Here is a 26,237-nt window from a genome sequence, read left to right on the forward strand (position 1 = left end):
GGGTTGGGTAGGAGCGGGCTTTGTCCGCGATAGGCTGAGCCCCGTGCCGTGCTCGCGAACCAGGTGTAGAACCGACGTCATCGCCAATCGATTCGAAAAACGAATCAAACGTGTCGATTAATATATTGGAAATAATAAATCCCGCTCCTTATCCTTTCCACACAAGCCCAATAACGACTACCAACCTGCTCCCTGCCTGGCCGCGCGGGCCCTTGCCGCCATTCCAGGCCCTCCTGCTTTTACCAACCTGAGGTGTGTCGTGAGTCAACCTGCCCTGCGGGCTTTGCGGGAAGAACATCCCATGGCGGCCGAACCGGCCGTCGTACAAGAACCAGTCGCCGCCAACGACCCGGCGGAGGTGTTGCCCGGTCTGCGCGAGAGCGCGCGCGAAGCCAATAGCGACGTGGTGCGTACCGTCGAAGACATCGAAACCTACATCGAGAAAGGCACCCCGGCGTTCATGCGTACCTCGCTTGCGCTGTTCTCCGGAGGCTTCGCCACCTTCGCCCTGCTCTACTGCGTGCAGCCGATGATGCCGGTACTGTCCAAGGCTTTCAGCCTGACCGCCACGCAGAGCAGCCTGGTGCTGTCGATCTCGACCATCACCATGGCTTTCGGCCTGCTGGTCACCGGGCCGATCTCCGACGCCATCGGGCGCAAGTCGATCATGGTCGCCTCGCTGGTCCTCGCCGCCCTGTTCACCCTCGGCAGCTCGCTGATGCCGACCTGGCACGGCGTGCTGGCCATGCGCGCGCTGCTCGGCCTGTCGCTCAGCGGCCTGGCGGCAGTGGGCATGACCTACCTCTCCGAGGAAATCCATCCGCAGCACATCGGGCTGTCCATGGGGCTGTATATCGGCGGCAACGCCATTGGCGGCATGAGTGGGCGGCTGATCAGCGGCGTGCTGGTGGACTACGTGAACTGGCACGTCGCGCTGGCCACCCTGGGCGTACTCGCCCTGGCCGCAGCCCTGCTGTTCTGGCGCATCCTTCCCGAATCGAAGAACTTCCGCCCGGCGCCGCTCAAACCGCGCCGGCTGATCCAGGGCTTCACCGGGCACTTCCGCGACGCCGGCCTGCCCTGGCTATTCCTGGTCGGTTTCCTGCTGATGGGCGCCTTCGTCACCCTGTTCAACTACATCGGCTACCGCCTGCTGGCGGAGCCCTATCACCTGAGCCAAGCCATAGTCGGCGTGCTCTCGCTGGTCTACCTGTCGGGTATCTACAGCTCGGCGTGGGTCGGCTCGCTGGCCGACAAGCTGGGCCGGCGCAAGGTGCTCTGGGCAATGATCGCGCTGATGCTCGGCGGCGTGCTGATCACGCTGCTGCAACCGCTGGCCCTGGTGCTGGCCGGGCTGCTGGTTTTCACCTTTGGCTTCTTCGGCGCGCACTCGGTGGCCAGCAGCTGGATCGGCCGCCGAGCCCTGAAGGCCAAGGGCCAGGCCTCGTCGCTGTACCTGTTCTGCTATTACGCCGGTTCCAGCGTCGCCGGCACCGCTGGCGGTCTGTTCTGGCACCAGTACGGTTGGAACGGCGTGGGCCTGTTCATTGCCGGCCTGTTGGGCATCTGCCTGCTGGTGGCCCTTCACCTGATGCGCCTTCCGGTGTTACCGCGCGATCTACCAGCACTCAACAAGGCTGGGTAGTTTCTACACACATGACAAGCTTAATGCCTAAAAACGACATGGAACGGTCGTTCAAGGACATTTATCTCAGATCCGACAACGCCTGCCAGACGGGCGTTGTGGGATTTATTCCCAATCTACGACTTAAGTCGTAACAGGATGTGGCGCGATCCTTGCGTTCACAATCTCGAACGACTTGTTGGAATCCTGAAACGGACCTCGACTCCCGCAGTACGCAATTCCCTCCGTAGTTGTAGGTAAAGCATGAGCAGCACCCCTTCTTCCGGGCTCTCCCAGGGCCTGCAAAATCGTCACGTCACGATGCTTTCGATTGCCGGCGCCATTGGCGCGGGCCTGTTCGTAGGCTCCGGCCACGCCATCGCCGAAGCCGGCCCGGCCGTCATGATTTCCTATCTGGTCGCCGGCCTGCTGGTGGTCCTGGTGATGCGCATGCTGGCCGAAATGGCCGTCGCGCAGCCGGACAGCGGCTCCTTTTCCACCTATGCCGACCGCGCCATCGGCCACTGGGCCGGCTTCACCATCGGCTGGCTGTACTGGTGGTTCTGGGTCCTGGTGATCCCGCTGGAAGCCAACGCCGCCGCGGCCATCATCCACGCCTGGTTCCCCGGCGCGCCGATCTGGATCCTGGCCTTCCTGATCACCTCCGCACTGACCGTGACCAACCTGTTCAGCGTGAAGAACTACGGTGAGTTCGAGTTCTGGCTGGCGTTGATCAAGGTCGTCTCGATCATTGCCTTCCTGGTGCTGGGTTGTGCGGCGATCTTCGGCTTCTCGCCCAACAGCGAAGTCTCCGGCATCGGCCACCTGACCAGCGAAGGCTTCCTGCCCAAGGGCTGGGGCGCCGTGCTCGCCGCGCTGCTGACTACCATGTTCTCCTTCATGGGCTCGGAAATCGTCACCATCGCCGCCACCGAGTCCAAGGACCCGGAGCAGCAGATTACCCGCGCCACCAACTCGGTGATCTGGCGTATCGCGCTGTTCTACCTGCTGTCGATCCTGATCGTGGTCTGCCTGGTGCCGTGGAACGACCCGCGGCTGGTAAGCATGGGCTCCTACCAGACCGTGCTGGAACACCTGCACATCCCGTACGCCAAGCTGATCGTCGACATCATCGTGCTGGTCTCGGTGACCAGTTGCCTGAACTCGGCGCTCTACACCGCTTCGCGCATGATGTACTCGCTGAGCAAGCGCGGTGACGCGCCGAAGATCGCCCAGGTGACCAGCGTCAGCCGCACCCCGGTGTACGCCGTGCTGCTGTCCACCGCCATGGCCTTCCTGTGCACTTTCGCCAATTACCTGGCCCCGGCCGAAGTGTTCAACTTCCTGCTGGCCAGTTCCGGCGCCATCGCCCTGCTGGTGTACCTGGTGATCGCCCTGTCACAGCTGCGCATGCGCAAGAAGCTGCTCGCCCAGGGCCACCAGTTGAAGCTGAAGATGTGGCTGTTCCCCTGGCTCACCTGGGCGGTGATCCTGTTCATCGTCGGCGCCCTGGTGATCATGCTGATCCGCCCGGACCACCGCATGGAAGTGGTCGCCACCACCCTGCTGACCGTCGTGGTGGTCTGCTCGGGCCTGCTGGTGTCCAACCGCCGCAACAAGGCCCAGCGCGCCGCCGGCCTGGTGGGCGATGCTGCGTGATGCACCCTGATGGGGCTTGAGGCTCCATGAGGGAACGAAAAAGCCCCGCTTCCGAGCGGGGCTTTTTTCATTGCGTCGTGGGACGTCGTGCCGTTCGGGCCGATCGCGGACGAAGTCCGAGCGGTTCGCGAGCAAGCTCGCTCCTACAGTAACCGGTATGTGCGGCGCGCTCTTTCCCGCTCGCGAACCTACTCGGCAGAAACGAAAAAGCCCCGCGACTGCGGGGCTTTTCGGTGGAGCCTCAGACTCAGTGATACTGCGCCGACAGCTCGTGCACCGCCTCGAAGAAGGCGCCGGCATGGGCCGGATCAACCTCCGGGGTGACGCCATGACCGAGGTTGAACACGTGGCCATTGCCGTTACCGAACGCGCCGAGGATGCGCGCGACTTCGGCGCGGATCGCTTCAGGCTTCGCGTACAGCACTGCCGGATCCATGTTGCCCTGCAGCGCAACCTTGTCACCGACGCGGGTGCGGGCGCTGCCGATGTCGCAGGTCCAGTCCAGGCCGAGGGCCTCGGCACCGGTGTTGGCCATGGATTCCAGCCACAGACCGCCACCCTTGGTGAAGAGGATCACCGGCACGCGGCGACCTTCGTGTTCGCGGATCAGGCCGTCGACGATCTTCTGCATATAGGCCAGGGAGAACTCCTGGTAGGCCGCCGCCGACAGCGCGCCGCCCCAGGAATCGAAGATCTGCACCGCCTGGGCGCCAGCGACGATCTGGCCGTTCAGGTAGCTGGTGACCGACTGCGCCAGTTTGTCCAGCAGCGCGTGCAGGGCCTGCGGGTTGTCGTAGAGCATCGCCTTGGTCTTGCGGAAGTCGCGGCTGGAGCCGCCCTCCACCATGTAGGTGGCCAGGGTCCAGGGGCTGCCAGAGAAGCCGATCAGCGGGACGCGGCCATTCAGCTCGCGGCGGATGGTGCGCACGGCGTCCATCACGTAGCCCAGGTCCTTCTCCGGATCGGGGATCGGCAGCGCGTCGATGTCCGCCTGGGTGGTCACGACCTTCTTGAAACGCGGGCCTTCGCCAGTCTCGAAGTACAGGCCCTGGCCCATGGCGTCGGGGATGGTGAGGATGTCGGAGAAGAGGATCGCCGCGTCCAGCTGCGGATAACGGTCCAGCGGCTGCAGGGTCACTTCGCAGGCCATCTGCGGGTTCATGCACAGGCTCATGAAGTCACCGGCCTTGGCACGGGTGGCGCGGTACTCCGGCAGGTAGCGGCCGGCCTGGCGCATCATCCAGACAGGGGTGACATCGACGGGCTGCTTGAGCAGGGCGCGGAGGAAGCGATCGTTCTTCAGGGCAGTCATAACGGCATCCGGAAAAAAAGTGCGGGCATTTTCGCAAACCCCAAACGAAAAGGCACGGCGGGTGCCGTGCCTTTTGTCTTGCGCGACATTTGGTCGCTGTTGGAAGTGCTTCTCGTAGGACCGAGGGGACGCCTAGTCCTTGCTCGCGAATGCCCCGCTGCGGGGCAAGTTCGCGAGCAAGCTCGCTCCTACAAAGTCCCGATCAGACGCCCAGGTAGTCCAGGATGCCTTCGGCGGCCGTACGGCCTTCGAAGATCGCGGTCACCACCAGGTCGGAACCGCGGACCATGTCGCCGCCGGCGAAGATCTTCGGGTTGCTGGTCTGGTGCTTGAACTGCGCGGCGGCCGGGGCGATGACGCGACCCTGGCTGTCGATCTCCACCTGGTGCTGGTCGAACCACGGGGCCGGGCTCGGGCGGAAGCCGAAGGCGATCAGCACGGCTTCGGCCGGGATGATCTCCTCGGAGCCCGGGATCGGCTCGGGGCTGCGACGGCCACGGGCATCCGGTTCGCCGAGACGGGTCTCGACCACCTTCACGCCTTCCACCTTGTCCTCGCCGACGATGGCGATGGGCTGGCGATTGAAGAGGAACTTCACGCCTTCTTCCTTGGCGTTCTTCACCTCTTTGCGCGAGCCGGGCATGTTCTCTTCGTCACGGCGGTAGGCGCAGGTCACGCTCTTGGCCCCCTGGCGGATCGAGGTGCGGTTGCAGTCCATCGCGGTGTCGCCACCGCCCAGTACCACGACGCGCTTGCCCTTCATGTCGACGAAGTCTTCCGGCGACTTCTCGAAGCCCAGGTTGCGGTTCACGTTGGCGATCAGGAAGTCCAGCGCATCGTGCACGCCGGGCAGGTCTTCGCCGGGGAAACCACCTTTCATGTAGGTGTAGGTGCCCATGCCCATGAACACGGCATCGTACTCATCGAGCAGTTGCTCCATGGTCACGTCCTTGCCGATCTCGGTGTTCAGGCGGAACTCGATGCCCATGCCGGTGAACACCTCGCGGCGACGCGACAGCACCTGCTTCTCCAGCTTGAACTCGGGGATGCCGAAGGTCAGCAGGCCACCGATTTCCGGGTTCTTGTCGAACACCACCGGGGTCACGCCGTTGCGCACCAGCACGTCGGCGCAACCCAGGCCGGCCGGGCCCGCGCCGATCACGGCGACGCGCTTGCCGGTGGGCTTGACCTTGGACATGTCGGGGCGCCAGCCCATGGCGAAGGCGGTGTCGGTGATGTATTTCTCCACCGAGCCGATGGTGACCGCGCCAAAGCCGTCGTTCAGAGTGCAGGCGCCTTCGCACAGGCGATCCTGCGGGCAGACCCGGCCGCAGACTTCCGGCAGGGTGTTGGTCTGGTGGGACAACTCGGCGGCAGCGAGGATGTTGCCTTCGGAAACCAGCTTCAACCAGTTGGGGATGAAGTTGTGCACCGGGCACTTCCACTCGCAATACGGGTTGCCACAACCCAGGCAGCGGTGGGCTTGGTCAGCCGCCTGCTGCGGCTTGAACAGGTCGTAGATTTCCACGAACTCGCGCTTGCGTTGGCGCAGGAGTTTCTTCTTCGGATCCTTGCGCCCGACTTCGATGAACTGGAAGTCGTTATTCAGACGTTCAGACATTTTCAGACCTCATCAAACTTCAGGCGCTTATTGCGGGTTGGCACGGGTGCTGGTCAGCAGGGAACCGAGGCTTGCGGCCTTGGGTTTCACCAGCCAGAACCGACGCAGGTAGTCGTCGAGGTTCTCCAGCAGATGTGCGCCCCACTCACTCGCGGTTTCCGCCACGTACTCGACCAGGACCTTGCGCAGGTGGCTGCGGTAGGCCTCCATCGCTTCGCCGCTGATGCGCTGGATTTCCACCAGCTCATGGTTCACGCGGTCAACGAAGGTGTTGTCCATGTCGAGGACGTAAGCGAAGCCACCGGTCATGCCGGAGCCGAAGTTGTAGCCGGTCTTGCCCAGTACGCAGATGAAGCCGCCGGTCATGTATTCGCAGCAGTGGTCACCGGTGCCTTCCACAACGGCATGGGCGCCGGAGTTGCGCACGCCGAAACGCTCGCCCGCGGTGCCAGCAGCGAACAGCTTGCCGCCGGTGGCGCCATACAGGCAGGTGTTGCCGACGATGGCCGACTCCTGCGACTTGAAGGGACTGCCCTTGGGCGGGGTGACGACCAGCTTGCCACCGGTCATGCCCTTGCCCACGTAGTCGTTGGCGTCGCCTTCCAGGTACAGGTGCAGACCGCCGGCGTTCCACACGCCGAAGCTCTGGCCCGCAGTGCCCTTGAAGCGGAAGGTGATCGGCGCCTTGGCCATGCCCTGGTTACCGTGAACCTTGGCGATCTCGCCGGAAATCCGCGCGCCGATGGAGCGATCGCAGTTGCAGATATCCAGTTCGTACTCGCCACCCTTGGCGCCTGCGATGGCGTCGCGGGCCAGTTCGACCATCTTCTCGGCCAGCAGGCCCTGATCGAACGGCGGGTTCTTCTCGACTTCGCAGAACTGCGGCTTCTCGGCCGGGATCAGGTCGCTGCCCAGCAGCGGCGTGAGATCGAGGTTGCCCTGCTTGGGCGTCTCGCCCGGCAGGATTTCCAGCAGGTCGGTGCGGCCGATCAGTTCTTCCAGGCTGCGCACGCCGAGCTTGGCCAGCCACTCACGGGTCTCGCTGGCGATGAAGGTGAAGAAGTTCACCACCATGTCCACGGTGCCGATGAAGTGGTCCTTGCGCAGCTTGTCGTTCTGGGTGGCGACGCCGGTGGCGCAGTTGTTCAGGTGGCAGATGCGCAGGTACTTGCAGCCCAGGGCGATCATCGGCGCGGTGCCGAAACCGAAGCTTTCGGCGCCGAGGATCGCGGCCTTGATGACGTCCAGGCCGGTCTTCAGGCCGCCGTCGGTCTGCACCCGGACCTTGCCGCGCAGGTCGTTGCCGCGCAGGGTCTGGTGCGCCTCGGCGAGGCCCAGCTCCCACGGCGAACCGGCATACTTGATGGAGGTGATCGGCGACGCGCCGGTACCGCCGTCATAGCCGGAAATGGTAATCAGGTCGGCATAGGCCTTGGCCACGCCGGCGGCGATGGTGCCCACGCCCGGCTCGGAAACCAGCTTCACCGACACCAGCGCCTGCGGGTTGACCTGCTTGAGGTCGAAGATCAGCTGGGCGAGGTCTTCGATGGAGTAGATGTCGTGGTGCGGCGGCGGCGAGATCAGGGTCACGCCGGGCACCGCATAGCGCAGGCGGGCGATCAGGCCGTTGACCTTGCCGCCGGGCAACTGGCCGCCCTCGCCGGGCTTGGCGCCCTGGGCCACCTTGATCTGCAGGACTTCGGCGTTGACCAGGTATTCCGGGGTCACGCCAAAGCGGCCGGTGGCCACCTGCTTGATCTTCGAGCTTTTCAGCGTGCCGTAGCGCGCCGGGTCTTCGCCCCCCTCACCGGAGTTGGAGCGGCCGCCCAGGCGGTTCATGGCTTCGGCCAGGGCCTCGTGGGCCTCCGGCGACAGCGCGCCGAGGGAGATACCGGCGGCGTCGAAGCGCTTGAAGATGGCTTCCAGCGGCTCGATCTCGTCCAGGCTCAGTGGCTGCTCGGCGGTTTTCACCTTGAGCAGGTCGCGCAGCATGGACACCGGACGCTGGTCCACCAGCGCGGTGTATTCCTTGAACTTGGCGTAGTCGCCCTGCTGCACGGCGGCCTGCAGGGTGTTCACCACGTCCGGGTTGTAGGCGTGGTACTCGCCGCCATAGACGAACTTCAGCAGGCCGCCCTGCTGGATCGGCTTACGGCTGTTCCAGGCTTCGAACGCGAGCAGCTTCTGCTCGTTCTCGATGTCGATGAAACGCGCGCCCTGGATGCGGCTCGGGGTGCCCGGGAAGCACAGGCCGGTGACTTCGTCGGACAGGCCGATGGCTTCGAACAGCTGGGCGCCACGGTAGGAAGCGATGGTGGAAATGCCCATCTTCGAGAGGATCTTCAGCATCCCCTTGGAGATGCCCTTGCGGTAGTACTTGAAGACCTCGTAGAGGTCGCCCAGCACTTCGCCAGTGCGGATCAGGTCGGCCAGCACCTCGTAGGCGAGGTACGGGTAGACTGCGGACGCACCGAAGCCCACCAGCACCGCGAAATGGTGCGGGTCACGGGCAGTGGCGGTTTCCACCAGGATGTTGGAGTCGCAGCGCAGGCCGGTCTGCACCAGGCGGTGGTGCACGGCGCCCACGGCCAGGGCCGCGTGCACCGGCAGCTTGCCGGGCGCGATGTGGCGGTCGGAGAGTACCAGCAGCACCTTGCCGGCGCGCACGGCTTCCTCGGCTTGGTCGGCAATGTTGCGCACCGCCGTTTCGAGCCCGACGCTTTCGTCGTAGTTCAGGTCGATGTGGTGCAGGTCGAAGCCCGGACGCTCCAGGTTCATCAAGGTCCGCCACTTGGCCGGGGAGATCACCGGGGTGGTCAGGATCGCCTGGTTGGCGTGGTGCGGGGACTCTTCGAAGATGTTCTGCTCGATGCCCAGACAGGTTTCCAGGGACATCACGATCGCTTCGCGCAGCGGGTCGATCGGCGGGTTGGTGACCTGCGCGAAGACCTGGCGGAAGTAGTCATACGGCGAGCGGATGCGCTTGGACAGTACCGCCATCGGAGTGTCGTCGCCCATCGAGCCGACCGCTTCCTGGCCCTGCTCGGCGAGCGGACGCAGCACCTGGTCACGCTCCTCGAAGGTGACCTGGAACATCTTCATGTACTGCTTGAGCTGGTCACCGTCGTAGCTGGCGACGCCCTGGTCATCGTCCAGGGTCGCCTGGATGCGCAGTGCGCTCTGGCGCAACCACTGCTTGTACGGGTGGCGCGACTTCAGGCGGTTGTCGATGTCCTCGGTCTGCAGCAGCTGGCCGGTCTCGGTGTCCACCGCGAGTATCTGGCCCGGACCGACGCGGCCCTTGGCGATGACATCCTCGGGCTTGTAGTCCCACACGCCGATTTCCGAGGCGAGGGTGATGTAGCCGTTCTTGGTGGTGACCCAGCGCGACGGGCGCAGGCCGTTGCGGTCGAGCAGGCAGACGGCGTAGCGGCCGTCGGTCAGCACGACGCCGGCGGGGCCGTCCCATGGCTCCATGTGCAGTGAGTTGAATTCGTAGAACGCACGCAGGTCGGCGTCCATGGTCTCGACGTTCTGCCAGGCCGGCGGAATGATCATGCGCAGGCCACGGAACATGTCCATGCCGCCGGTGACCATCAGCTCGAGCATGTTGTCCATGCTGGAGGAGTCCGAACCCACGCGGTTGACCAGCGGGCCGAGCTCGTCGAGATCGGGCATCCACTCGTTGGCGAACTTGGCGCGACGGGCCTGGGCCCAGTTGCGGTTGCCGGTGATGGTGTTGATCTCGCCGTTGTGCGCCAGCAGTCGGAACGGCTGCGCCAGCGGCCACTTGGGCAGAGTGTTGGTCGAGAAGCGCTGGTGGAAGACGCAGATGGCGGTCTTCAGGCGCTCGTCGGAAAGGTCCGGATAGAAGGCGGCGAGGTCCGCCGGCATCATCAGGCCCTTATAGATGATGGTCTTGTGCGAGAAGCTGCAGACATAGTGATCGGCGTCCTCGGCGTTGGCCACGGAGGAGCGGCGACGGGAGCTGAACAGCTTGACCGCGAACTCCTGGTCGGACAGGCCTTCGCCGCCGATGAACACCTGCTCGATCTGCGGCAGGCGCTCCAGCGCCAGGCGACCCAGGACGCTGGTGTCGATCGGCACCTTGCGCCAGCCGACCAGCTTCAGGCCGGCGCGCTCGATCTCGCGATTCATGTTCGCGCGAGCGGCTTCGGCTTTTACCGGATCCTGGTTGAAGAAGACCATCCCGACCGCATACTGGTCAGGGAGATCGGCGCCGAAGGACTCAAGGGCCACGGCGCGCAGGAACTGGTCGGGCTTCTGGATCAGCAGCCCACAGCCGTCCCCGGTTTTCCCGTCCGCGTTGATCCCACCTCGGTGGGTCATGCAGGTCAGTGCTTCGATGGCGGTTTGCAGAAGTTCGTGGCTTGCCTCGCCCGTCATATGGGCGATCAAACCGAATCCGCAGTTATCCTTGAACGTCTCAGGATGGTACAGACCTGCTTTCATAGGGAACTCTCACCGGCAAAACTTTTATAGATTCCAGGGTCTGCTGACGTTTCGCCATCGCCCAGTTTCGCCGTGCAGGCTCGTTTCCCGCGCACCCCAAAGGCTCGGGCCGCATCTATCGTGCAGCGCCGTTGTAGCCCCTGGTTCACCTGGAATGACCGTCCCGCGCGAGTTGCCACGTCTTACCCAACGTAGCGGCGGTTCCGGCCCTGGCCATGACGAAACGTCAGCAGACCCTCTACAAGCACTTCGCCTGTCTACTCGCTCAAGCGGCAAGTTTCCGATAGGCAAAGGGAGGTCATTGTACACATGGGGAAAGCGACGTCACTGTTTTTTTTGACGCACTGCTGACACCCGATGTCGCATTTTTATAAGAATCCTGCCAAAGACACAAGCCAATAAAAAAGCCGAGCCCCGCGGTGCGAGGCTCGGCTTTTTCAGTATTGCGACACTGCGACCTTTCAGCGCGCCCCGGCGATGTCCTGCTGGATGCTGGAGAAAGGACGAGCCCAGGGCTTGGAGGCCTGGATCTTCGCCGGCAGCTTCTTGATCGCCGCCTGCGCGGCAGTGCGATCAGCAAAGTTACCGTAGGTCACGACATAGAACGGCTTGCCCTGAAGGCTCTTGCGGAAGTAACGGTAGTCGCCGCCACCCTGCTGGCTGATGAAGGCCTTGGCGCTGGCTTCGGAGCCCGTGCCCAGCACCTGCACGGCGTAGCGCGAACCGGCCTGTGACTGGTACCAGCTGCTGCCACCGGCGCTACCCGTTGCCGCGGCAGGCTTGCTGGCAGCAGTCGCCGGCTTGGCACTGGCAACGGTGGTGGCGGGTTTGGTCACAGCCGGCTTGGCGGTCTGGACGGGCTTCGCCGGCGCGGTGGCGGCAGGCTTGACCGGCTCCGGACGCGGCGTGGGCACAGGAGTCGGGGCTGGCTGGATCGCAGCCTGCTGCTGGACGGGAGCCGCCGGCACCGGGTTCAGCGGTTTCGGACCATTGTTCGCCAGCGGGGTCACCGGCGGCGCAGTGGTGGTCACAGTCGGCGGAATGGCTGCCGAAGGCATGCCGCCTTCGTCGGCATCGTCCTGGCCACCAGCCTGAGCCAGGGGTTCGCGGATCACCGGCTGGCTTTCGCCCACCAATGGCAGCGGCAGCGGCTGGTTGGAACCGGCGAATTCCACGGACGGGCCGTTGCCCTGGGCATCCGGCTGCGGCTGTGCGTTCGGCTGCGGCGCTGCGCCACCGCCCAGCGGCAGTTGCGACGATGTCTGCGCAGCGGTGTTGCTCGCGGTCTCCGGCTTGGTGGTCTTGCCCTGCATGAACCAGGCGGCGATGACACCAATGGCGACCACGCCGAGGATTGCCAGATGCTTCTTCGGCAACTTGAAGCCGGCACCGGCGGCTTTGCGCTCACCACTGCGATCAGCCAGCATCGCTTCGATCATCGCATCGCGAGCGGTCTGGTTGATGGTGCCCGGCCAGCCGCCGGATTGTTCGTGGATGTCGGCCAGCAGGTCGGCGGAAATCAACTCGATACCCTGCCCCGCGCCTTCGAGGCGCTGCGCCAGGTACTCGCGGGTTTCTTCTTCGCTGTAGGGTTGCAGCTCGATGGCGTGGAAACGCTCCTCGCCCTCGGATAGCACCTCCAGGCGCGAGAGCAGCTCAGGCTCGCCAAACAGGAAGACGTGCAGGCGCGCTTCGGAGTTGCCGGCTGCCAGCAGCAGAAGGACTTCGAGAGCATCGTCGCGTAGCTGCTCGGCGTCATCCACCAGCAGGTAGACGTCCTGCCCGGTGATCGCCAACTGGGCGACCTTGGCGAGGATCGCCTCGATGCTGGTCTGGGTGATGCCCAGGCCTTGCGCGAGCTGGCGCAGCAGCGTGGCTTCGTCGGTCACCGAACGACCGGAGATCACCACGCTGGAGACGGCGTCCTTGTTGGTGCTGGCCACCAGGGCCTGGCGCAACAGGGTCTTGCCGCTGCCCAGCGGACCGGTAACGGCCAGCAGCAGGTGGCTGTAGCGCGCCAGGTGGTGCAGCTGGCCCAGTACGGGCTTGCGCTGCGCCGGGAAGAACTTGAAGCCTGGAACCCGCGGTGCGAAGGGGTCATGGCTGAACTGGTAGTGGGCCAGGAAGGCCTCATCGGCATGCAAGCTGGACATGGGACCTCAGTGTTCTCCTGCCTGACCGACCAGTGACTGGTAGTCAGCGCGCAGTGTTTCTTCCAGAATCTCACGGGGGAATTCGGCGGTCACGACCGCGCCCCCCAGCCCTTGGAGCAATACCAGACGCAAACGGCCATCGAGCACTTTCTTGTCGACGGCCATGTGCTCGAGAAAATGCTCGGCGTTCATTTCCTGCGGCGGGACCACCGGCAGCTTCGCCGCGGCGAGCAGGCGGATGCCGCGGTCGAGTTCGGCCTTTGTCAGCCATCCCAGCCGATGCGACATCTCAAGTGCCATCACGGTTCCCGCACCCACGGCTTCGCCGTGCAGCCAGACGCCGTAACCCATGTGGGTCTCGATGGCGTGACCGAAGGTATGGCCCAGGTTCAGCGTGGCGCGCACGCCGGTCTCCTTCTCGTCGGCGCCGACCACGCGAGCCTTGGCCGCGCAGGAACGCTCGATGGCCTCGGTCAGCGCGACAGGCTCCAGCGCGAGCAGATCACCCATGTGCGCTTCCAGCCAGGCGAGGAAAGGCTCGTCGCAGATGAAGCCGTACTTGATCACCTCTGCCAGGCCCGCCGACAGCTCGCGCGGGGGCAGCGTCTTGAGGGTCGCGGTATCGATGACCACGGCCTGCGGCTGATAGAAGGCCCCGACCATGTTCTTGCCCAGCGGATGGTTGATACCGGTCTTGCCGCCCACCGAGGAGTCCACCTGGGACAACAGGGTGGTCGGCACCTGGATGAAGTCGACGCCGCGCTGATAACAGGCAGCCGCGAAACCGGTCATGTCGCCGATGACGCCACCGCCGAGGGCGATCAGGGTGGTCTTGCGGTCATGGCGTGCGGTCAGCAGGCCATCGAAGATCAGCTGCAGGGTTTCCCACTGCTTGTAGGCTTCGCCGTCAGGGAGCACGACCGTGGTGACCTTGTAGGCGGCCAGGGTCTTCTGCAGTCGATCCAGGTACAGCGGCGCGATGGTTTCGTTGGTGACGATGGCTACCTGGCGGCCGCGGATGTGCGGCGCGAAGTAGCGCGGTTCATCCAGCAGCCCCTCGCCGATATAGATCGGGTAGCTGCGATCGGCCAGATCGACGTTGAGTGTGCGCATGAAACCCCCGGACAGGAAAGGGGACTAGGATACCCCAGATTGCAGCGCCGTTAATGGCGCTCCAGCTCACGCAGGCGCTCGATGATCTCCAGCACGACGAGACGCGGAGGCCGCTCGTCGGTTTCGATGATCACGTCGGCGATTTCGCGATAAAGCGGATCGCGCATCTGCATGAGGTCGCGAAGGATCTGTTCCGGATTGGGCTTTTGCAACAGAGGGCGATTCTTGTCCCGCGCCGTGCGGGAAATCTGCTGCTCGACCGAGGCGTGCAGGTAGATCACCTTGCCGCCATTCTTGAGGATGAGGCGATTGGCGTCGCGCATGACCGCGCCGCCACCCGTGGCGATGACCACGCCCCCTTCATCGCATAGCTCGGCCAGCATCGCCTGCTCACGCTCGCGGAAGCCCGCCTCGCCCTCGACATCGAATATCCAGGGGATGTTGGCTCCGCAGCGCTGCTCGATCTCTTTATCCGAATCTTTGAAGACGAGGTGAAGTTCTTTGGCGAGGAGACGCCCGATGGTGCTTTTACCAGCTCCCATCGGGCCTACCAGAATCAAATTGGACACGACATTGATCAACGGCCGACTGCAATGGCCTGATTATTCATGATCCGCGGGGTAAGGAAAACCAGCAGCTCGTTCTTGCTGTCGGTTACCGAGTCGCGACGGAACAGTCGGCCAATGAACGGAACGTCACCGAGGAACGGAACCTTGTCGGTCGCCTTGGTCTGGGTGTTGGAGAACACACCACCGATCACGATGGTTTCGCCATCGTTGACCAGTACCTTGGCGTTGACTTCGTTCTTCTTGATCGGCGGTACACCGTTCAGGGCGTTGGCGTAGTCCGGCTCGTCCTTGTTGACCTTCACTTCCATGATGATGCGGTTGTCCGGAGTGATCTGCGGAGTCACTTCCAGGGCCAGCGCGGCCTCCTTGAACGACACCGAGGTCGCGCCACTGGAACTGGCTTCCTGGTACGGAATCTCCGAGCCCTTGAGGATCTTTGCGGTTTCCTTGTCGGAGGTGACGACCTTGGGCTGGGACACCACTTCGCCGTTACCGCTCTTCTCCATGGCGGAGAGTTGCAGGTCGAGCATGGCATGGTTGCTCAGGAAACCGATGCCGATACCGGAAGTACTGTTGGTCACGCCCATGTCGACAAACGGAACCGGCGCTACGCCGTCGGCGGCAGTCCAATTACCCACCGTAGAGGTTCCCGGCAGGTAGAGCTGGCCGGAGTCGCTATCGACAGTCCGGGCGCCGTCCTTACCGTAGAAGTCCCAGTTGCCGCTGCTGAAGGCACCGCCCCAGCGAACGCCCAGGCTCTTGCTGTAGTCCACCGCCGCTTCGACGATGCGCGCCTCGATCATCACCTGGCGAACTGGAATGTCGAGCTGGGCAACGATACGACGCAGTTCGTCGAGGCGATCCTGGGTCTGGTAGGCAATGATGGCGTTGGTACGGTCATCGACAGTGATCGAACCCCGGTTATCACCGCCGGGAGCGGCACCCGGAGCACCGCTGGTGCCGGTCACCGACTGGAACAGCTTGGCAATGTCCGACGCCTTGGCATAGTTCACCTGGATCAGCTCACGACGCAGCGGAGCCAGTTCGGAGATCTGCTTCTGTGCCTCCAGCTCCTGGCGCTCGCGAGCGGCGATTTCATCGGCCGGCGCAACCAGCAGGACGTTGCCGACCTTGCGCTTGTCCAGGCCCTTGGTCTTGAGCACCAGATCCAGCGCCTGGTCCCACGGCACGTTCTGCAGGCGCAGGGTGATGTTGCCCTGCACGGTGTCCGAAGCCACCAGGTTCAAATCGGTGAAGTCGGCAATGAGCTGCAGCACCGAACGCACGTCGATGTCCTGGAAGTTCAGCGACAGCTTCTCGCCGGTGTAGGCGAAGTTGTCCTTCTTGCGCTTCTCGGCATCGTCCTGGGTCAACGGCTTGATGCTGACGGTCATGCGGTTGTCGGTCTGATAGACGAGATAGTCATACAGCCCGGTCGGTTCGATGGAGATACTGGCCTTGTCGCCAGCGGCCGCGGCGTTGACGAACTGCACCGGGGTGGCGAAGTCCTTCACGTCCAGTCGCACGCGCAGGTTATCCGGCAGCTGGGTACGCGGGAAGTCCAGGCGGATCTTGCCGCCTTGCTCCTGGATATCAGGACTGACCGTCGGATCGGACAGATCGATCACGACATTGCCTTCACCCTGTTCGCCACGCTGGAAATCGATATTGCGGATCGCCTTGCCAGCCGGAAGGTAAGGCTTGGGCTGGGCAGGCTTGGCAACCGGAGCCGGCGACGGCGCGGCAGAAGCGTAGGAACTGGAGGTCGCACCGCCCGCACCGACCACGACATAGAGGTTCGAACCTTCGGCACGCGTGGTGTAAGGCACTAGGGTACTGAGGTTGACGATAAGGCGGGTGCGGTCCTTGGCCTCGACCACGGTCAGGCTGCGGGCGTTGCCCACGCCCAGCTCGCGATTCTTGCTACCCAGCTTGTTCTGCACGCCCGGCAGGTCCAGCGCAATACGCGCCGGCTGCTCGATGGTGTAGCCGCGCGGCGCCGCCACCGGCTCGTCGAAGCCGAGCTTCAGCTCCACGCGGTCGCCCGGCAGTGCCGCCACATCGACGCTCTGCAGGTTGGCGGCGAGCAGCGCCGGCGCGAATACGGCCGCGAGCACGGAAATGCTCAGGCGGGAAAGCGTTCTATTCATCGTCTGAATCCGTCGTGCAGACTGCTGTTTGTTATCCATGTTCATCCCCGCCCTTAGGAGCGTTCCTTGAGAGTCAGGCTGCGCGGACGCTCCAGCCAGCCGCCCTCACCATCAGGAACGATTTCAATCACGTCGATCTTGGCTTCGCTGATCGCAACGATCTTGCCGTCGTTGCGCCCAAGGTAGTCACCCACTCGTACCCGATGCACCCCTCCTGCACCTTTTACGAGAGCGAATGTCTGGTTATCCCTGGCCAGCGTGCCGACCATCTCGAAAGTCTCGATATTGAAGCCTTCGAGGAACTGCTTGACCCGTGTCTCATCGGGCTTGATGACCTTGTTGCCCTTCTGCTTGACCGCCAGGTCGATCTTCACCGGCGGCTGGAAGGGACTGCGCAGGGACGAGGCGCTGTAGGTGAATGCCTCGTATGCCTGGAACTTGGGCAGCGGCTCGATAGCCCCTTTCGGGCGAGCCCTGACTTCGTCCAGGTAAGCCTGCAGGTCGGCAAAATCACCACCCGAGCCACAGCCATTCAAGCTCAGGAGCAGAAAACTGCAGATAATCAGGCGCCCCCTCATTTCTTCGCTCCCGCAGTCGGGGCCGTCGTCTTCACGCCCTTGTCGTTATACCGGTAGGTCTTTGCCAGGATGCTCATGCGCAGCTTGGAAGTGCTATCGGGGCTTGCGGGTTTGATCTCGAAATCATGCAGGGTCACGATCCGCGGCAGGCTGGACACACCACTGACGAAGGTCGCCAAGTCGTGATACCCGCCCACAACGCTGATCTGAATAGGCAATTCGATGTAGAACTGCTGGGTCACTTCCGGCAGCAGCTTGATCTCCTCGAATTCGAGGCCGCTACCCAGGCCGGTGCGGGTGATGTCTTCCAGCAGCCCGGGGACCTCGGTATCGCTCGGCAGTTGACGCAGCAAGGCGCCGAAGGATTCTTCCATCTCCTTCATCTGCACCTTGTAGGCATCCAGGTTCGCCGCCTGGAACGCCTTGGTTGCGAATTGCTGCTTGAGGGTCTGTTCCTCGTCGCGGTTGCGATCAAGCTGCTCCTGCAGGTCCTTCAGGTGGAAGTTGTACCCAAGCGCCAGCACCACCGCCATCAGCAGCACGCAGGCAATCACCTTGACCGCCGCCGGCCAGGAGCCGAGGTTGTTCAGATCAAGATCGTTGATGTCGATCTTGCGCAAGCTCTCCAGGGAACTGGCCAGACTCATTTCTTGGCTCCTTGCGCGGGACTTTTCTTGTCCTGTTCCTCACTGCCGGGCTGGGTCTGCTGCACGGTCAACTGGAAGACGTTTGCCTGATCCAGGGCGCCCTGGGTGACCGCCTTCACTTCGGTCAGGTTCGGCGCAGTCAGCCATTCGGAAGAGTCCAGGTTACGCATGAGGTTGGAGACGCGGTTGTTGGATTCGGCCGCGCCGGCAATGGCGATGGATTTCCCGGACATCTTCAGCCCAGTGAAGTACACGCCATCGGGCAGGGTCCGAACCAACTGGTCGAATACACGGCCGATGATCGGGCGGTTACCCTGCAGGTCCTGGATGATCTTCATGCGCTCGAGCAATTGCTGGCGGCGAGTCTTTAGCTCGCTGATCTCCTTGATCCGCGCATCCAGCACGGCGATTTCCTTGCGCAGGAAGTCGTTGCGCGCGCCCTGGTTCTCGATGGCCGAGTTGAAGTACTGGTCGCCCAGGAAGATCACAGCCCCGGAAGCCAGCAGCACAGCGCCCAGAATCACCAGGAAGCGCTGCTTGCGTTCCTCGCGCAGCTGCTCCCGCCAGGGCAATAGGTTGATGCGTGCCATCAGTCGAAACTCCTCATCGCCAGACCGCAGGCAATCATCAGCGCAGGCGCATCACTGGCCAGCGCACCGGCGTTGACCTTGCCGCTCAGCACCATGTCGGCGAACGGGTTGGCCACCAGGGTCGGAGTACCGATCTTCTGCTGTATCAGGCGGTCCAGGTCCGGAATGGACGCGGTGCCGCCTGCCAGCAGGATGTAGTCCACATCGTTGAACTGACCGGCCGCGAAGAAGAACTGCAGCGAACGGGACACCTGCTGAACCACGGCGTCCTTGAACGGCTGCAACACTTCGCTGTCGTAGTCATCCGGAAGACCGCCCTGCTTCTTGGCCAGACCCGCTTCCTCGACCGACAGTCCATAGCGCCGCTGGATTTCCTCGGTGAGCTGCCGCCCGCCAAAGAGCTGCTCGCGCGTATAGATGGTGCGGCCATGGTGCAGCACACTGAGCGTGGTCATGGTGGCGCCGATGTCGACCACCGCAACTGTGAGCTCGTCGGCATTGCCGCCCAACTGGTCTCCCAGCAGACTGAACGCTCGCTCCAGCGCGTAGGCCTCCACATCGACGACCTTGGCCGTGAGGCCCGCGAGCGCCAGTGCCGCTTCACGCACCTCGACGTTCTCCTTCCGACAAGCAGCGAGAAGAACATCGACACGATCCGCGTTGCGCGCTGACGTGCCCTGCACCTCGAAGTCGATAGCGACCTCTTCGAGGGGGTAGGGGATGTACTGGTCGGCCTCGATCTTGAGCTGATTTTCCAGCTCGTCGTCCGAGAGTCCGCCGTCCATCTCGATGGTTTTGGTGATGACCGCCGAGCCGGCAACCGCGACCGCAGACGTCTTCACTGCGGTCCGTGCCTTGGCGACCACACGTGACAACGCCTGGCCGACACCCTCCAGCTCAGCGATGTTCTTTTCTACGACTGCGTTGGGCGGGAGCGGCTCGACAGCATAGGCCTCTACCTTGTAGCGGCCTCCAGAGCGGCTCAATTCGAGAAGTTTGACCGAAGTCGAACTGATGTCTATCCCCAGCAGCGTGTTCGCTTTCTTATTGAAGAGCCCTAGCACGACTGATTTCCTATCAGCATCCGAGACTTACGGACGATTTATGTTTTTCCACATTAGATACCAGACTTGACACCTGCGCAAATGGCTTGCCAGCAAAAAAACTGCTTATAATGTGATCAGCTTTTCCCTTTTTACCGCACCATCCGCTTAACTCTTTCTTTTCTCTGGAAATCCAAGACCTTCCGATGCGCCTGCTGAAGTTTCTGTGGTGGACCTGCGTCACCATTATTTGTGGAGTGCTGCTCAGTTTCAGCGGCGCCTATCTGTACCTCAGCCCGAACCTCCCGTCCGTGGAAGCCTTGCGCAACGTGCGCTTGCAGATGCCGCTGCGCGTGTACAGTGCTGATAACAAATTGATAGCAGAGTTTGGCGAGATGCGCCGAACGCCGATTCGATTTGCTGAAATCCCCCCGGATTTCACCCACGCACTGTTATCGGCTGAAGATGATAATTTCGCCAACCATTATGGCGTGGACGTCAAAAGCCTGATGCGTGCTGCCGCGCAATTATTGAAAACCGGGCACATCCAGACCGGCGGCAGTACGATCACCATGCAGGTGGCGAAGAACTATTTCCTCACCAACGAACGCAGCTTCTCCCGCAAGATCAACGAGATATTGCTCGCCCTGCAGATCGAGCGCTCGCTCACCAAGGACGAGATCCTCGAGCTCTACGTCAACAAGATCTACCTGGGCAACCGCGCCTATGGCGTGGAAGCCGCCGCCCAGGTTTATTACGGCAAATCCATCAAGGACCTGAGCCTGGCGCAGATGGCGATGATTGCCGGCCTGCCCAAGGCGCCGTCACGCTATAACCCGCTGGCCAATGCCGCACGCAGCCTGGAACGACGCAACTGGATTCTCGAGCGCATGCTCAAGCTCGGCTTCATCGACCAGCCGCGCTACCAGGCTGCCATCCAGGAGCCAGTGGGCGCGTCCTACCATGTCCAGACTCCGGAACTGGCCGCCCCCTACATCGCCGAGATGGCCCGCGCCGAACTGGTCGGCCGCTTTGGCGGCGATGCCTACACCGAGGGCTATCGCGTCTATACCACCGTGCGCAGCGACCTGCAGGAAGACGCCAACACCGCCCTGCGTGAAGGCCTGCAGGATTACGACCAGCGGCACGGCTATCGCGGCCCCGAGACCCGCCTGCCCGGCAAGACCCGTGACGCCTGGCGCCAGGCAATTGCACAGCAGCGCCCGCTGGGCGGCCTGGAACCAGCCATCGTCACTCAGGTCGAGAAGAGCGGCGCCATGGTCATGACCCGCGACGGCAAGGAAGAAGCGCTGAGCTGGGACGGCATGAAGTGGGCTCGCCCCTACCTGAGCAACAACAGCATGGGCCGCATGCCCAGCCAACCCAGCGACGTGGTGCAGGCGGGCGATGTGATCCGCGTACAGCGCAAGGACGACGGTTCGCTGCGCCTGACCCAGGTGCCGGCAGCGCAGAGCGCCCTGGTCTCGCTCAACCCGCAGGACGGCGCGATCATGGCGCTGGTGGGCGGCTTCTCCTTCGAGCAGAGCAACTACAACCGCGCCACCCAGGCCCGCCGCCAGCCCGGCTCCAGCTTCAAGCCGTTCATCTACAGCTGTGCGCTGGACAACGGCTTCACCGCTGCCTCGCTGATCAACGACGCCCCGGTGGTGTTCTATGACGAATACCTGGACAAGGTGTGGCGTCCGAAGAACGACACCAACACCTTCCTCGGCCCGATCCCCATGCGCGAGGCGCTGTACAAATCGCGCAACATGGTGTCGATCCGAATTCTGCAGGCGCTGGGCGTTGACCGCGCACGCAACTGCATCAGCAAGTTCGGCCTGAACAAGGACGACCTGCCGCCAAACCTCTCCATGGCCCTGGGCACCGCGACCCTGACGCCAATGGAGATCGCCAGCGCCTGGACCGTCTTCGCCAACGGCGGCTTCAAGGTCTCGCCGTACATCGTCCAGCGCATCGAGAGCCGTGACGGCCAGGTGCTGTACCAGGCCAACCCGCCCAGCATCCCGCAGAACGAGGAGCAGGTGCAGGCGCAGCCACAACCTGCTTCTGCCGACGCCTTTGGCAACGACGACCCGAGCCAGGCCAAGACCACGATCGAACCGGCCGCCGCCGAGCGCGTCATCGATGCGCGCACCGCGTACATCATGACCAGCATGCTGCAGGACGTAATCAAACGCGGGACCGGCCGCCGCGCCCTGGCCCTCAAGCGTGATGACCTGGCGGGCAAGACGGGCACCACCAACGAGTCGAAGGACGCCTGGTTCTCCGGCTTCAACGCCGACTTCATGACCACCGTATGGGTCGGCTTCGACCAGCCGGAAAGCCTCGGCCGCGCGGAATATGGCGGCAACGTCGCCCTGCCGATCTGGATGCGCTACATGGGCGCTGCGCTGAAAGACAAGCCGTCGCACCTGTTGCCCGAGCCACCCGGCATGGTCAGCCTGCGTATCGACCCGGTCACTGGCCGCGCGGCGCCTCCGGGCACCCCGGGCGCGTATTTCGAACTGTTCAAGAACGAAGACACACCGCCTTCCATGAACGAACTGGCACCCGGCAGCGCTCCTGGCAGTGGAATGCCAGCGGAGGAAGAAGCGCCGATTGACCTGTTCTGATGAAAGGCCCCTCTCCGGAGGGGCCCTTCTATTTCGGGAACCGCCCCGACAAAACCATAGCACTTAGCCAACTCATTGATTAATCTGTGCTTTGCGGCGGCGAACAACCCCAGGCGACCGGCCCCATCCGGCACGTCAGGGGCTTCCCGCAGCAACTTCTTCAGGAGTGTCGGATGCAACGCGCCGCACCAGGATGGCTGTTCTGCCTGTCCACTCTCCTGCTCGGCGCGCCCCTGTTGCGCCTGCTCGCGCAACCACGTTCGCTCGAGAGCGCCCCTGACCTCGTCTACCTCGACCAACTGTTTGCCGTCCTGACTGCCAGCGCAGGCCTGGCGGGGTTGCTCATCGCCTTCCTGCTGCGACTTGCGGGACGGACACCGGTGGCACTGGCGCTCCTGGTACCGGCAATTGCCCTTTGCGTCTGGCACCTCACGCACACTCACCTCGGTGCGGTTTCGCCCACCACGGAACACTATGAGTGGCTGCTGGCGGGCCTGATGGCTTACGCGCTGGCGCTCGCGGCAATCCATTGGGCGGGCCAGACAGAGAACCGCGCGCGCCAGGTGCTGCGCTACCTGGGCTTCGTCCTGTTGCTGCCGTGGTGTCTGGGTCTGATCTATCTGGCGCGACTCTACTACTGAGGCAGGTCGCGCCAGGTCAGGTAGACGCGCAGGTCGAATTCCAACTGGTGATAGCCGGGCAGCATGTGCTCGCAGAGCTGGTAGAAGGCTTTGCTGTGGTCGCGTTCCTTCAGGTGCGCCAGCTCGTGAACGACGATCATCTGCAGGAATTCGGGAGCGGCATCCTTGAACAACGAGGCGACGCGGATTTCCTTCTTCGCCTTGAGCTTGCCGCCCTGTACGCGCGAGATCGCCGTGTTCAGGCCCAGCGCGCGTTGCACTACATCCAGCTTGTTGTCGTAGAGCACCTTGTCCACCGCCGGCGCGGTGCGCATGAACTGCTGTTTGAGGTCCATGGCGTAGCTGTACAGCGCCTTGTCGCTCTGCACATCGTGACGACCGGGATAGCGGCGCTCCAGGTACTCACCGAGGCGGTCCTGCTCAATGAGCTGGCGCACCTGGTCCTGGAGTTGTGGCGGATAGGCCTGGAGATAGCGAAGCGGCTGCATGGGAAACGACTGGCGGAGGAGACGCCCGCCAGTCTACCGCATTACCCGATCAGGCCAGCGCGCGGGTGCTGTAGGCCTCAGTTCGATAGGGGAAGGCAACTTCGCTACGCCCCTTCAGCGCCGGGTGCGTGGCGATCAGCTCATGCAGTTGCTCGGCGACGCGCTGCTTCTGCTCGTCGGGCAGCGCCGCGATAAAGCTCACCGAAAGCGTTCGCGCGACAATCACCCGCTCCGGCGGACCGATGTGCTGGTAGCTGAATTCGCGCAGTCGCAGGTCTTCGAAGCGCGAGCCGGCAAAGGCACGGCGCCATTGCCCGGTGTGGAAGCGCGGCGTACTGCCTTCGTAGCGCTCGAGGATGCGTGTCACCTGGGCGACCCAGTCGACCCGCTCGTCGCGCACATTCCAGACCAGCCCGAGACGGCCGCCCGGCCGCAGCACGCGATGGATTTCTGCCAGCGCCCGCTCGTCAGCGAACCAGTGGAAGGCCTGGGCGCAAGTCAGCGCATCGACGCTTTCCGACGCCAGAGGCATCGCCTGGGCCGTGCCGCTCAATACCTTCACCGTGGGCAGCGCCGCGCCGAGCTGTTCGCGCATCGCCGCCACTGGCTCGATGGCAGTGACCTGCGCACCGGCGCGCAGTAGCAGCGATGTGAACTTGCCGGTGCCCGCACCAAGGTCGACTACCTCTTTGCCGGCACCGATCTCCAACTCCTCGCCGAGCCAGCCCAACAGCTCGTCGGGATAATCCGGGCGGCCATGGGCGTAGGCCTTTGCTTCGCGGGAGAAACCCTCCTGCGCACTGCCATGTACATCCGTCATCGTGCCTCCAGAGCCTGCCCGGCCCGAGCACCAGCGCTCAGCGGAGCCGGCAGGCTTTGCCTTCGAGATAACTACGGTAGCAGGCCAGCAAACGAGAAGCCTTGATACGGCAGCCCTTCTGCGAGCAATCGCTGGAAAACTCGAAGCGACCGCCATCCGCATCGGACAGCTGAATCCGGATCGCGGGCCAGTTGTTCCGCGGCACGTTATCCGGGGTCTTGAGCACGCGGTTGTCGTTTACTACCAAAGGCGCGCCAGCATCGGCATAGGCGAAGACGAACAGCAAGGTGCGCGATGTCTTCAGCGTGCACTCCTGGTGAGTCAGGCAGTTCTGCGCATCAGCCGGCAAATCCACCGGCGGCTTGGGCGGCGGACCGGAGGGGGCGGCCGGGCGCAATGAGCAGCCAGCCAGCAGGATCAACAGCAAAGCGGGAAGCAACGCACGAAACATCCAGATATTTCCTTCTAGCGGATGCAAAAGAGCCCCGCAGGGCGGGGCTCTTCAGGGACAAAGCCAAAGCGGGATCAGTTGATCTTCGCGGTCAGCTCACCCTTGGCGTAACGCTGGAACATGCCTTCCAGTGAGATCGGCTTGATCTTCGAGGCATGGCCGGCAGTGCCGAAGGCTTCGTAGCGAGCGATGCAGATATCGCGCATGGCGACGATGGTCTTGGCGAAGAACTTGCGCGGGTCGAACTCGCTCGGCTGCTCGGCCATCATGCGGCGAATGGCACCGGTGGAAGCCAGGCGCAGGTCGGTGTCGATGTTGACCTTGCGCACGCCGTGCTTGATGCCTTCGACGATTTCCTCGACCGGCACGCCGTAGGTTTCCTTGATGTCGCCGCCGAACTCGTTGATCACCTTCAGCCACTCTTGCGGCACCGAGGAGGAGCCGTGCATCACCAGGTGGGTGTTGGGGATGCGCTTGTGGATTTCCTTGATGCGCTCGATGGAGAGCACGTCGCCGGTCGGCGGCTTGGTGAACTTGTAGGCGCCGTGGCTGGTGCCGATGGCGATGGCCAGGGCGTCGACCTGGGTCTTCTTGACGAAGTCGGCGGCTTCTTCCGGGTCGGTCAGCAGTTGGCTGTGATCCAGCACGCCTTCGGCGCCGACGCCGTCTTCTTCGCCGGCCATGCCGGTTTCCAGGGAGCCCAGGCAGCCCAGCTCACCTTCCACGGACACGCCGCAGGCGTGGGCGAAGGCAACGGTCTGCTGGGTGACGCGGACGTTGTATTCGTAGTCGGCCGGGGTCTTGCCGTCTTCCTTCAGCGAGCCGTCCATCATGACGGAGGAGAAGCCCAGCTGGATGGAGCGCTGGCAGACGTCAGGGCTGGTGCCGTGGTCCTGGTGCATGCACACCGGAATGTGCGGGAATTCTTCGATGGCCGCGAGGATCAGGTGGCGCAGGAAGGGCGCGCCGGCGTATTTGCGGGCGCCAGCGGAGGCCTGCACGATCACCGGGGAATCGGTCTTGTCGGCCGCTTCCATGATGGCGCGCATCTGCTCCAGGTTGTTGACGTTGAAAGCCGGAACGCCGTAGCCGAACTCGGCGGCGTGATCCAGCATTTGGCGCATGCTGATGAGTGCCATGGTCTTCGCTTCTCCCAGAAGTCAGGCTCGGTTACACGAGCCCCTTAACTACATGTTTGGAAGCCTGCCGCAGGGGCAGGCCGTGTTCAAGCCTTCCGGCGCGTGCCGGACAATCGGCGCTCAGCGCGCCTTGCAACCCCGGCCGATCAGGTCGTTGCTCTCGACCCAGTAGACCAGACCCTGGTCGCCCTTGATGCTCAATCCGATCAGCCCGTCGCTATAGAAAGCGCCGGAGCCGCCGGGTTCCTCTTCCAGGTGATGGACCACATCGTCTTCACCCAGCTTCAGGTCGACCACCGACCTGCTGGGATCGACGTAGCGCCACTGCACCTGGGCTTCGCTGTCGCAGACCCACTGGTTCCAGCCGCTGCCCGAAGCGGCCTTGCCGCCGGACGAATGGCTGGAGCAGCCCGCCGTCAGCGATAGGGCCAGGGCCGGGACGATATAACGCAGCATCGGGCGACTCTCCTTCGGGCGGACGCGCCGCCGGATATCCAATGCGCCAGATTGCCCGTCCCGTCGCAGGAACG

The 26,237-nt window shown here is 63.4% G+C and carries 20 protein-coding genes; 4 read left to right on the forward strand and 16 right to left on the reverse strand.

Annotation, left to right across the window (positions count from 1 at the left end):
- Positions 1-301: 301 nt before the first annotated feature.
- Positions 302-1,645, forward strand: coding sequence for an MFS transporter (locus tag C167_RS0122180; protein ID WP_017520503.1), 1,344 nt, complete (start codon positions 302-304; stop codon positions 1,643-1,645).
- A 243-nt stretch (positions 1,646-1,888) separates the two neighbouring features.
- Entirely contained in the window at positions 1,889-3,283 is a 1,395-nt protein-coding gene (gene gabP / locus C167_RS0122185; protein WP_026079210.1) for a GABA permease, read from the forward strand.
- A gap of 247 nt (positions 3,284-3,530) precedes the next feature.
- On the opposite strand, the gene hemE is transcribed toward gabP, so the two are convergent.
- The 11 genes from hemE to C167_RS0122240 all read right to left on the reverse strand — a co-directional run bounded on the left by hemE (position 3,531) and on the right by C167_RS0122240 (position 19,553).
- On the reverse strand, positions 3,531-4,595 hold the full coding sequence (gene hemE, locus C167_RS0122190) for a uroporphyrinogen decarboxylase (RefSeq protein WP_017520505.1): 1,065 nt from the start codon (positions 4,593-4,595) through the stop codon (positions 3,531-3,533).
- A 202-nt stretch (positions 4,596-4,797) separates the two neighbouring features.
- Positions 4,798-6,216 (reverse strand): FAD-dependent oxidoreductase, encoded by a 1,419-nt coding sequence (locus tag C167_RS0122195; RefSeq protein ID WP_017520506.1) that lies wholly within the window; start codon positions 6,214-6,216, stop codon positions 4,798-4,800.
- A gap of 27 nt (positions 6,217-6,243) precedes the next feature.
- Positions 6,244-10,689, reverse strand: a complete 4,446-nt coding sequence (gltB, locus tag C167_RS0122200) for a glutamate synthase large subunit (RefSeq protein WP_026079211.1) — start codon at positions 10,687-10,689, stop codon at positions 6,244-6,246.
- 461 nt (positions 10,690-11,150) lie between these two features.
- Positions 11,151-12,842 carry an AAA family ATPase gene (locus C167_RS0122205; protein ID WP_017520508.1) on the reverse strand — a complete coding sequence of 564 codons (1,692 nt, stop codon included), beginning with the start codon at positions 12,840-12,842 and terminating at the stop codon, positions 11,151-11,153.
- Positions 12,843-12,848: 6 nt separating this feature from the next.
- Entirely contained in the window at positions 12,849-13,955 is a 1,107-nt protein-coding gene (gene aroB, locus C167_RS0122210) for a 3-dehydroquinate synthase (RefSeq protein WP_017520509.1), read from the reverse strand.
- A 50-nt stretch (positions 13,956-14,005) separates the two neighbouring features.
- On the reverse strand, positions 14,006-14,524 hold the full coding sequence (gene aroK, locus C167_RS0122215) for a shikimate kinase AroK (RefSeq protein WP_026079212.1): 519 nt from the start codon (positions 14,522-14,524) through the stop codon (positions 14,006-14,008).
- A gap of 8 nt (positions 14,525-14,532) precedes the next feature.
- Positions 14,533-16,674, reverse strand: coding sequence for a type IV pilus secretin PilQ (pilQ, locus tag C167_RS0122220; RefSeq protein WP_017520511.1), 2,142 nt, complete (start codon positions 16,672-16,674; stop codon positions 14,533-14,535).
- A gap of 53 nt (positions 16,675-16,727) precedes the next feature.
- Entirely contained in the window at positions 16,728-17,252 is a 525-nt protein-coding gene (pilP, locus tag C167_RS0122225) for a type 4a pilus biogenesis lipoprotein PilP (RefSeq protein WP_017520512.1), read from the reverse strand.
- The gene (gene pilO, locus C167_RS0122230) at positions 17,249-17,899 is read right to left on the reverse strand and encodes a type 4a pilus biogenesis protein PilO (protein ID WP_017520513.1); all 651 of its coding nucleotides are present in this window, start codon (positions 17,897-17,899) and stop codon (positions 17,249-17,251) included. The genes pilP and pilO overlap by 4 nt, the downstream gene beginning before the upstream one ends.
- The gene (gene pilN / locus C167_RS0122235) at positions 17,896-18,489 is read right to left on the reverse strand and encodes a type 4a pilus biogenesis protein PilN (RefSeq protein ID WP_017520514.1); all 594 of its coding nucleotides are present in this window, start codon (positions 18,487-18,489) and stop codon (positions 17,896-17,898) included. Before pilN ends, pilO begins: the two co-directional genes overlap by 4 nt.
- Entirely contained in the window at positions 18,489-19,553 is a 1,065-nt protein-coding gene (locus C167_RS0122240) for a pilus assembly protein PilM (RefSeq protein WP_017520515.1), read from the reverse strand. Before C167_RS0122240 ends, pilN begins: the two co-directional genes overlap by 1 nt.
- A gap of 185 nt (positions 19,554-19,738) precedes the next feature.
- Between C167_RS0122240 and C167_RS0122245 the strand changes: the two genes are divergently transcribed.
- Complete coding sequence (locus C167_RS0122245; protein ID WP_017520516.1) at positions 19,739-22,168, forward strand: penicillin-binding protein 1A; 2,430 nt, start codon at positions 19,739-19,741, stop codon at positions 22,166-22,168.
- 173 nt (positions 22,169-22,341) lie between these two features.
- Positions 22,342-22,809: a hypothetical protein gene (locus C167_RS0122250; protein ID WP_017520517.1), complete on the forward strand. Its 468-nt coding sequence runs from the start codon at positions 22,342-22,344 to the stop codon at positions 22,807-22,809.
- On the opposite strand, the gene C167_RS0122255 is transcribed toward C167_RS0122250, so the two are convergent.
- The 5 genes from C167_RS0122255 to C167_RS0122275 all read right to left on the reverse strand — a co-directional run bounded on the left by C167_RS0122255 (position 22,803) and on the right by C167_RS0122275 (position 26,163).
- Positions 22,803-23,297 (reverse strand): YgjP-like metallopeptidase domain-containing protein, encoded by a 495-nt coding sequence (locus tag C167_RS0122255; RefSeq protein WP_017520518.1) that lies wholly within the window; start codon positions 23,295-23,297, stop codon positions 22,803-22,805. The genes C167_RS0122250 and C167_RS0122255 overlap by 7 nt on opposite strands.
- Before the next feature lie 49 nt (positions 23,298-23,346).
- Positions 23,347-24,117, reverse strand: coding sequence for a class I SAM-dependent methyltransferase (locus tag C167_RS0122260; protein WP_017520519.1), 771 nt, complete (start codon positions 24,115-24,117; stop codon positions 23,347-23,349).
- Between the two features lie 37 nt (positions 24,118-24,154).
- Entirely contained in the window at positions 24,155-24,568 is a 414-nt protein-coding gene (locus C167_RS0122265; protein ID WP_017520520.1) for a hypothetical protein, read from the reverse strand.
- Between the two features lie 74 nt (positions 24,569-24,642).
- Positions 24,643-25,707, reverse strand: coding sequence for a class II fructose-bisphosphate aldolase (gene fba, locus C167_RS0122270; protein WP_017520521.1), 1,065 nt, complete (start codon positions 25,705-25,707; stop codon positions 24,643-24,645).
- A gap of 120 nt (positions 25,708-25,827) precedes the next feature.
- Positions 25,828-26,163, reverse strand: coding sequence for an MliC family protein (locus C167_RS0122275; RefSeq protein WP_017520522.1), 336 nt, complete (start codon positions 26,161-26,163; stop codon positions 25,828-25,830).
- Positions 26,164-26,237: the final 74 nt, after the last annotated feature.

The sequence above is a fragment of the Pseudomonas nitroreducens TX1 genome, from assembly GCF_000313755.1.
GTDB lineage: Bacteria > Pseudomonadota > Gammaproteobacteria > Pseudomonadales > Pseudomonadaceae > Pseudomonas > Pseudomonas nitroreducens_A.

What these genes read in the sequence shown, in the direction of transcription:
- C167_RS0122180 (WP_017520503.1), top strand. Translation starts at nt 302, where the DNA reads ATGGCGGCCGAACCGGCCGTCGTACAAGAACCAGTCGCCGCCAACGAC.
- gabP (WP_026079210.1), top strand. Translation starts at nt 1,889, where the DNA reads ATGAGCAGCACCCCTTCTTCCGGGCTCTCCCAGGGCCTGCAAAATCGT.
- hemE (WP_017520505.1), bottom strand. Translation starts at nt 4,595, where the DNA reads ATGACTGCCCTGAAGAACGATCGCTTCCTCCGCGCCCTGCTCAAGCAG.
- C167_RS0122195 (WP_017520506.1), bottom strand. Translation starts at nt 6,216, where the DNA reads ATGTCTGAACGTCTGAATAACGACTTCCAGTTCATCGAAGTCGGGCGC.
- gltB (WP_026079211.1), bottom strand. Translation starts at nt 10,689, where the DNA reads ATGAAAGCAGGTCTGTACCATCCTGAGACGTTCAAGGATAACTGCGGA.
- C167_RS0122205 (WP_017520508.1), bottom strand. Translation starts at nt 12,842, where the DNA reads ATGTCCAGCTTGCATGCCGATGAGGCCTTCCTGGCCCACTACCAGTTC.
- aroB (WP_017520509.1), bottom strand. Translation starts at nt 13,955, where the DNA reads ATGCGCACACTCAACGTCGATCTGGCCGATCGCAGCTACCCGATCTAT.
- pilQ (WP_017520511.1), bottom strand. Translation starts at nt 16,674, where the DNA reads ATGAATAGAACGCTTTCCCGCCTGAGCATTTCCGTGCTCGCGGCCGTA.
- pilP (WP_017520512.1), bottom strand. Translation starts at nt 17,252, where the DNA reads ATGAGGGGGCGCCTGATTATCTGCAGTTTTCTGCTCCTGAGCTTGAAT.
- pilO (WP_017520513.1), bottom strand. Translation starts at nt 17,899, where the DNA reads ATGAGTCTGGCCAGTTCCCTGGAGAGCTTGCGCAAGATCGACATCAAC.
- pilN (WP_017520514.1), bottom strand. Translation starts at nt 18,489, where the DNA reads ATGGCACGCATCAACCTATTGCCCTGGCGGGAGCAGCTGCGCGAGGAA.
- C167_RS0122245 (WP_017520516.1), top strand. Translation starts at nt 19,739, where the DNA reads ATGCGCCTGCTGAAGTTTCTGTGGTGGACCTGCGTCACCATTATTTGT.
- C167_RS0122250 (WP_017520517.1), top strand. Translation starts at nt 22,342, where the DNA reads ATGCAACGCGCCGCACCAGGATGGCTGTTCTGCCTGTCCACTCTCCTG.
- C167_RS0122255 (WP_017520518.1), bottom strand. Translation starts at nt 23,297, where the DNA reads ATGCAGCCGCTTCGCTATCTCCAGGCCTATCCGCCACAACTCCAGGAC.
- C167_RS0122260 (WP_017520519.1), bottom strand. Translation starts at nt 24,117, where the DNA reads ATGACGGATGTACATGGCAGTGCGCAGGAGGGTTTCTCCCGCGAAGCA.
- C167_RS0122265 (WP_017520520.1), bottom strand. Translation starts at nt 24,568, where the DNA reads ATGTTTCGTGCGTTGCTTCCCGCTTTGCTGTTGATCCTGCTGGCTGGC.
- fba (WP_017520521.1), bottom strand. Translation starts at nt 25,707, where the DNA reads ATGGCACTCATCAGCATGCGCCAAATGCTGGATCACGCCGCCGAGTTC.
- C167_RS0122275 (WP_017520522.1), bottom strand. Translation starts at nt 26,163, where the DNA reads ATGCTGCGTTATATCGTCCCGGCCCTGGCCCTATCGCTGACGGCGGGC.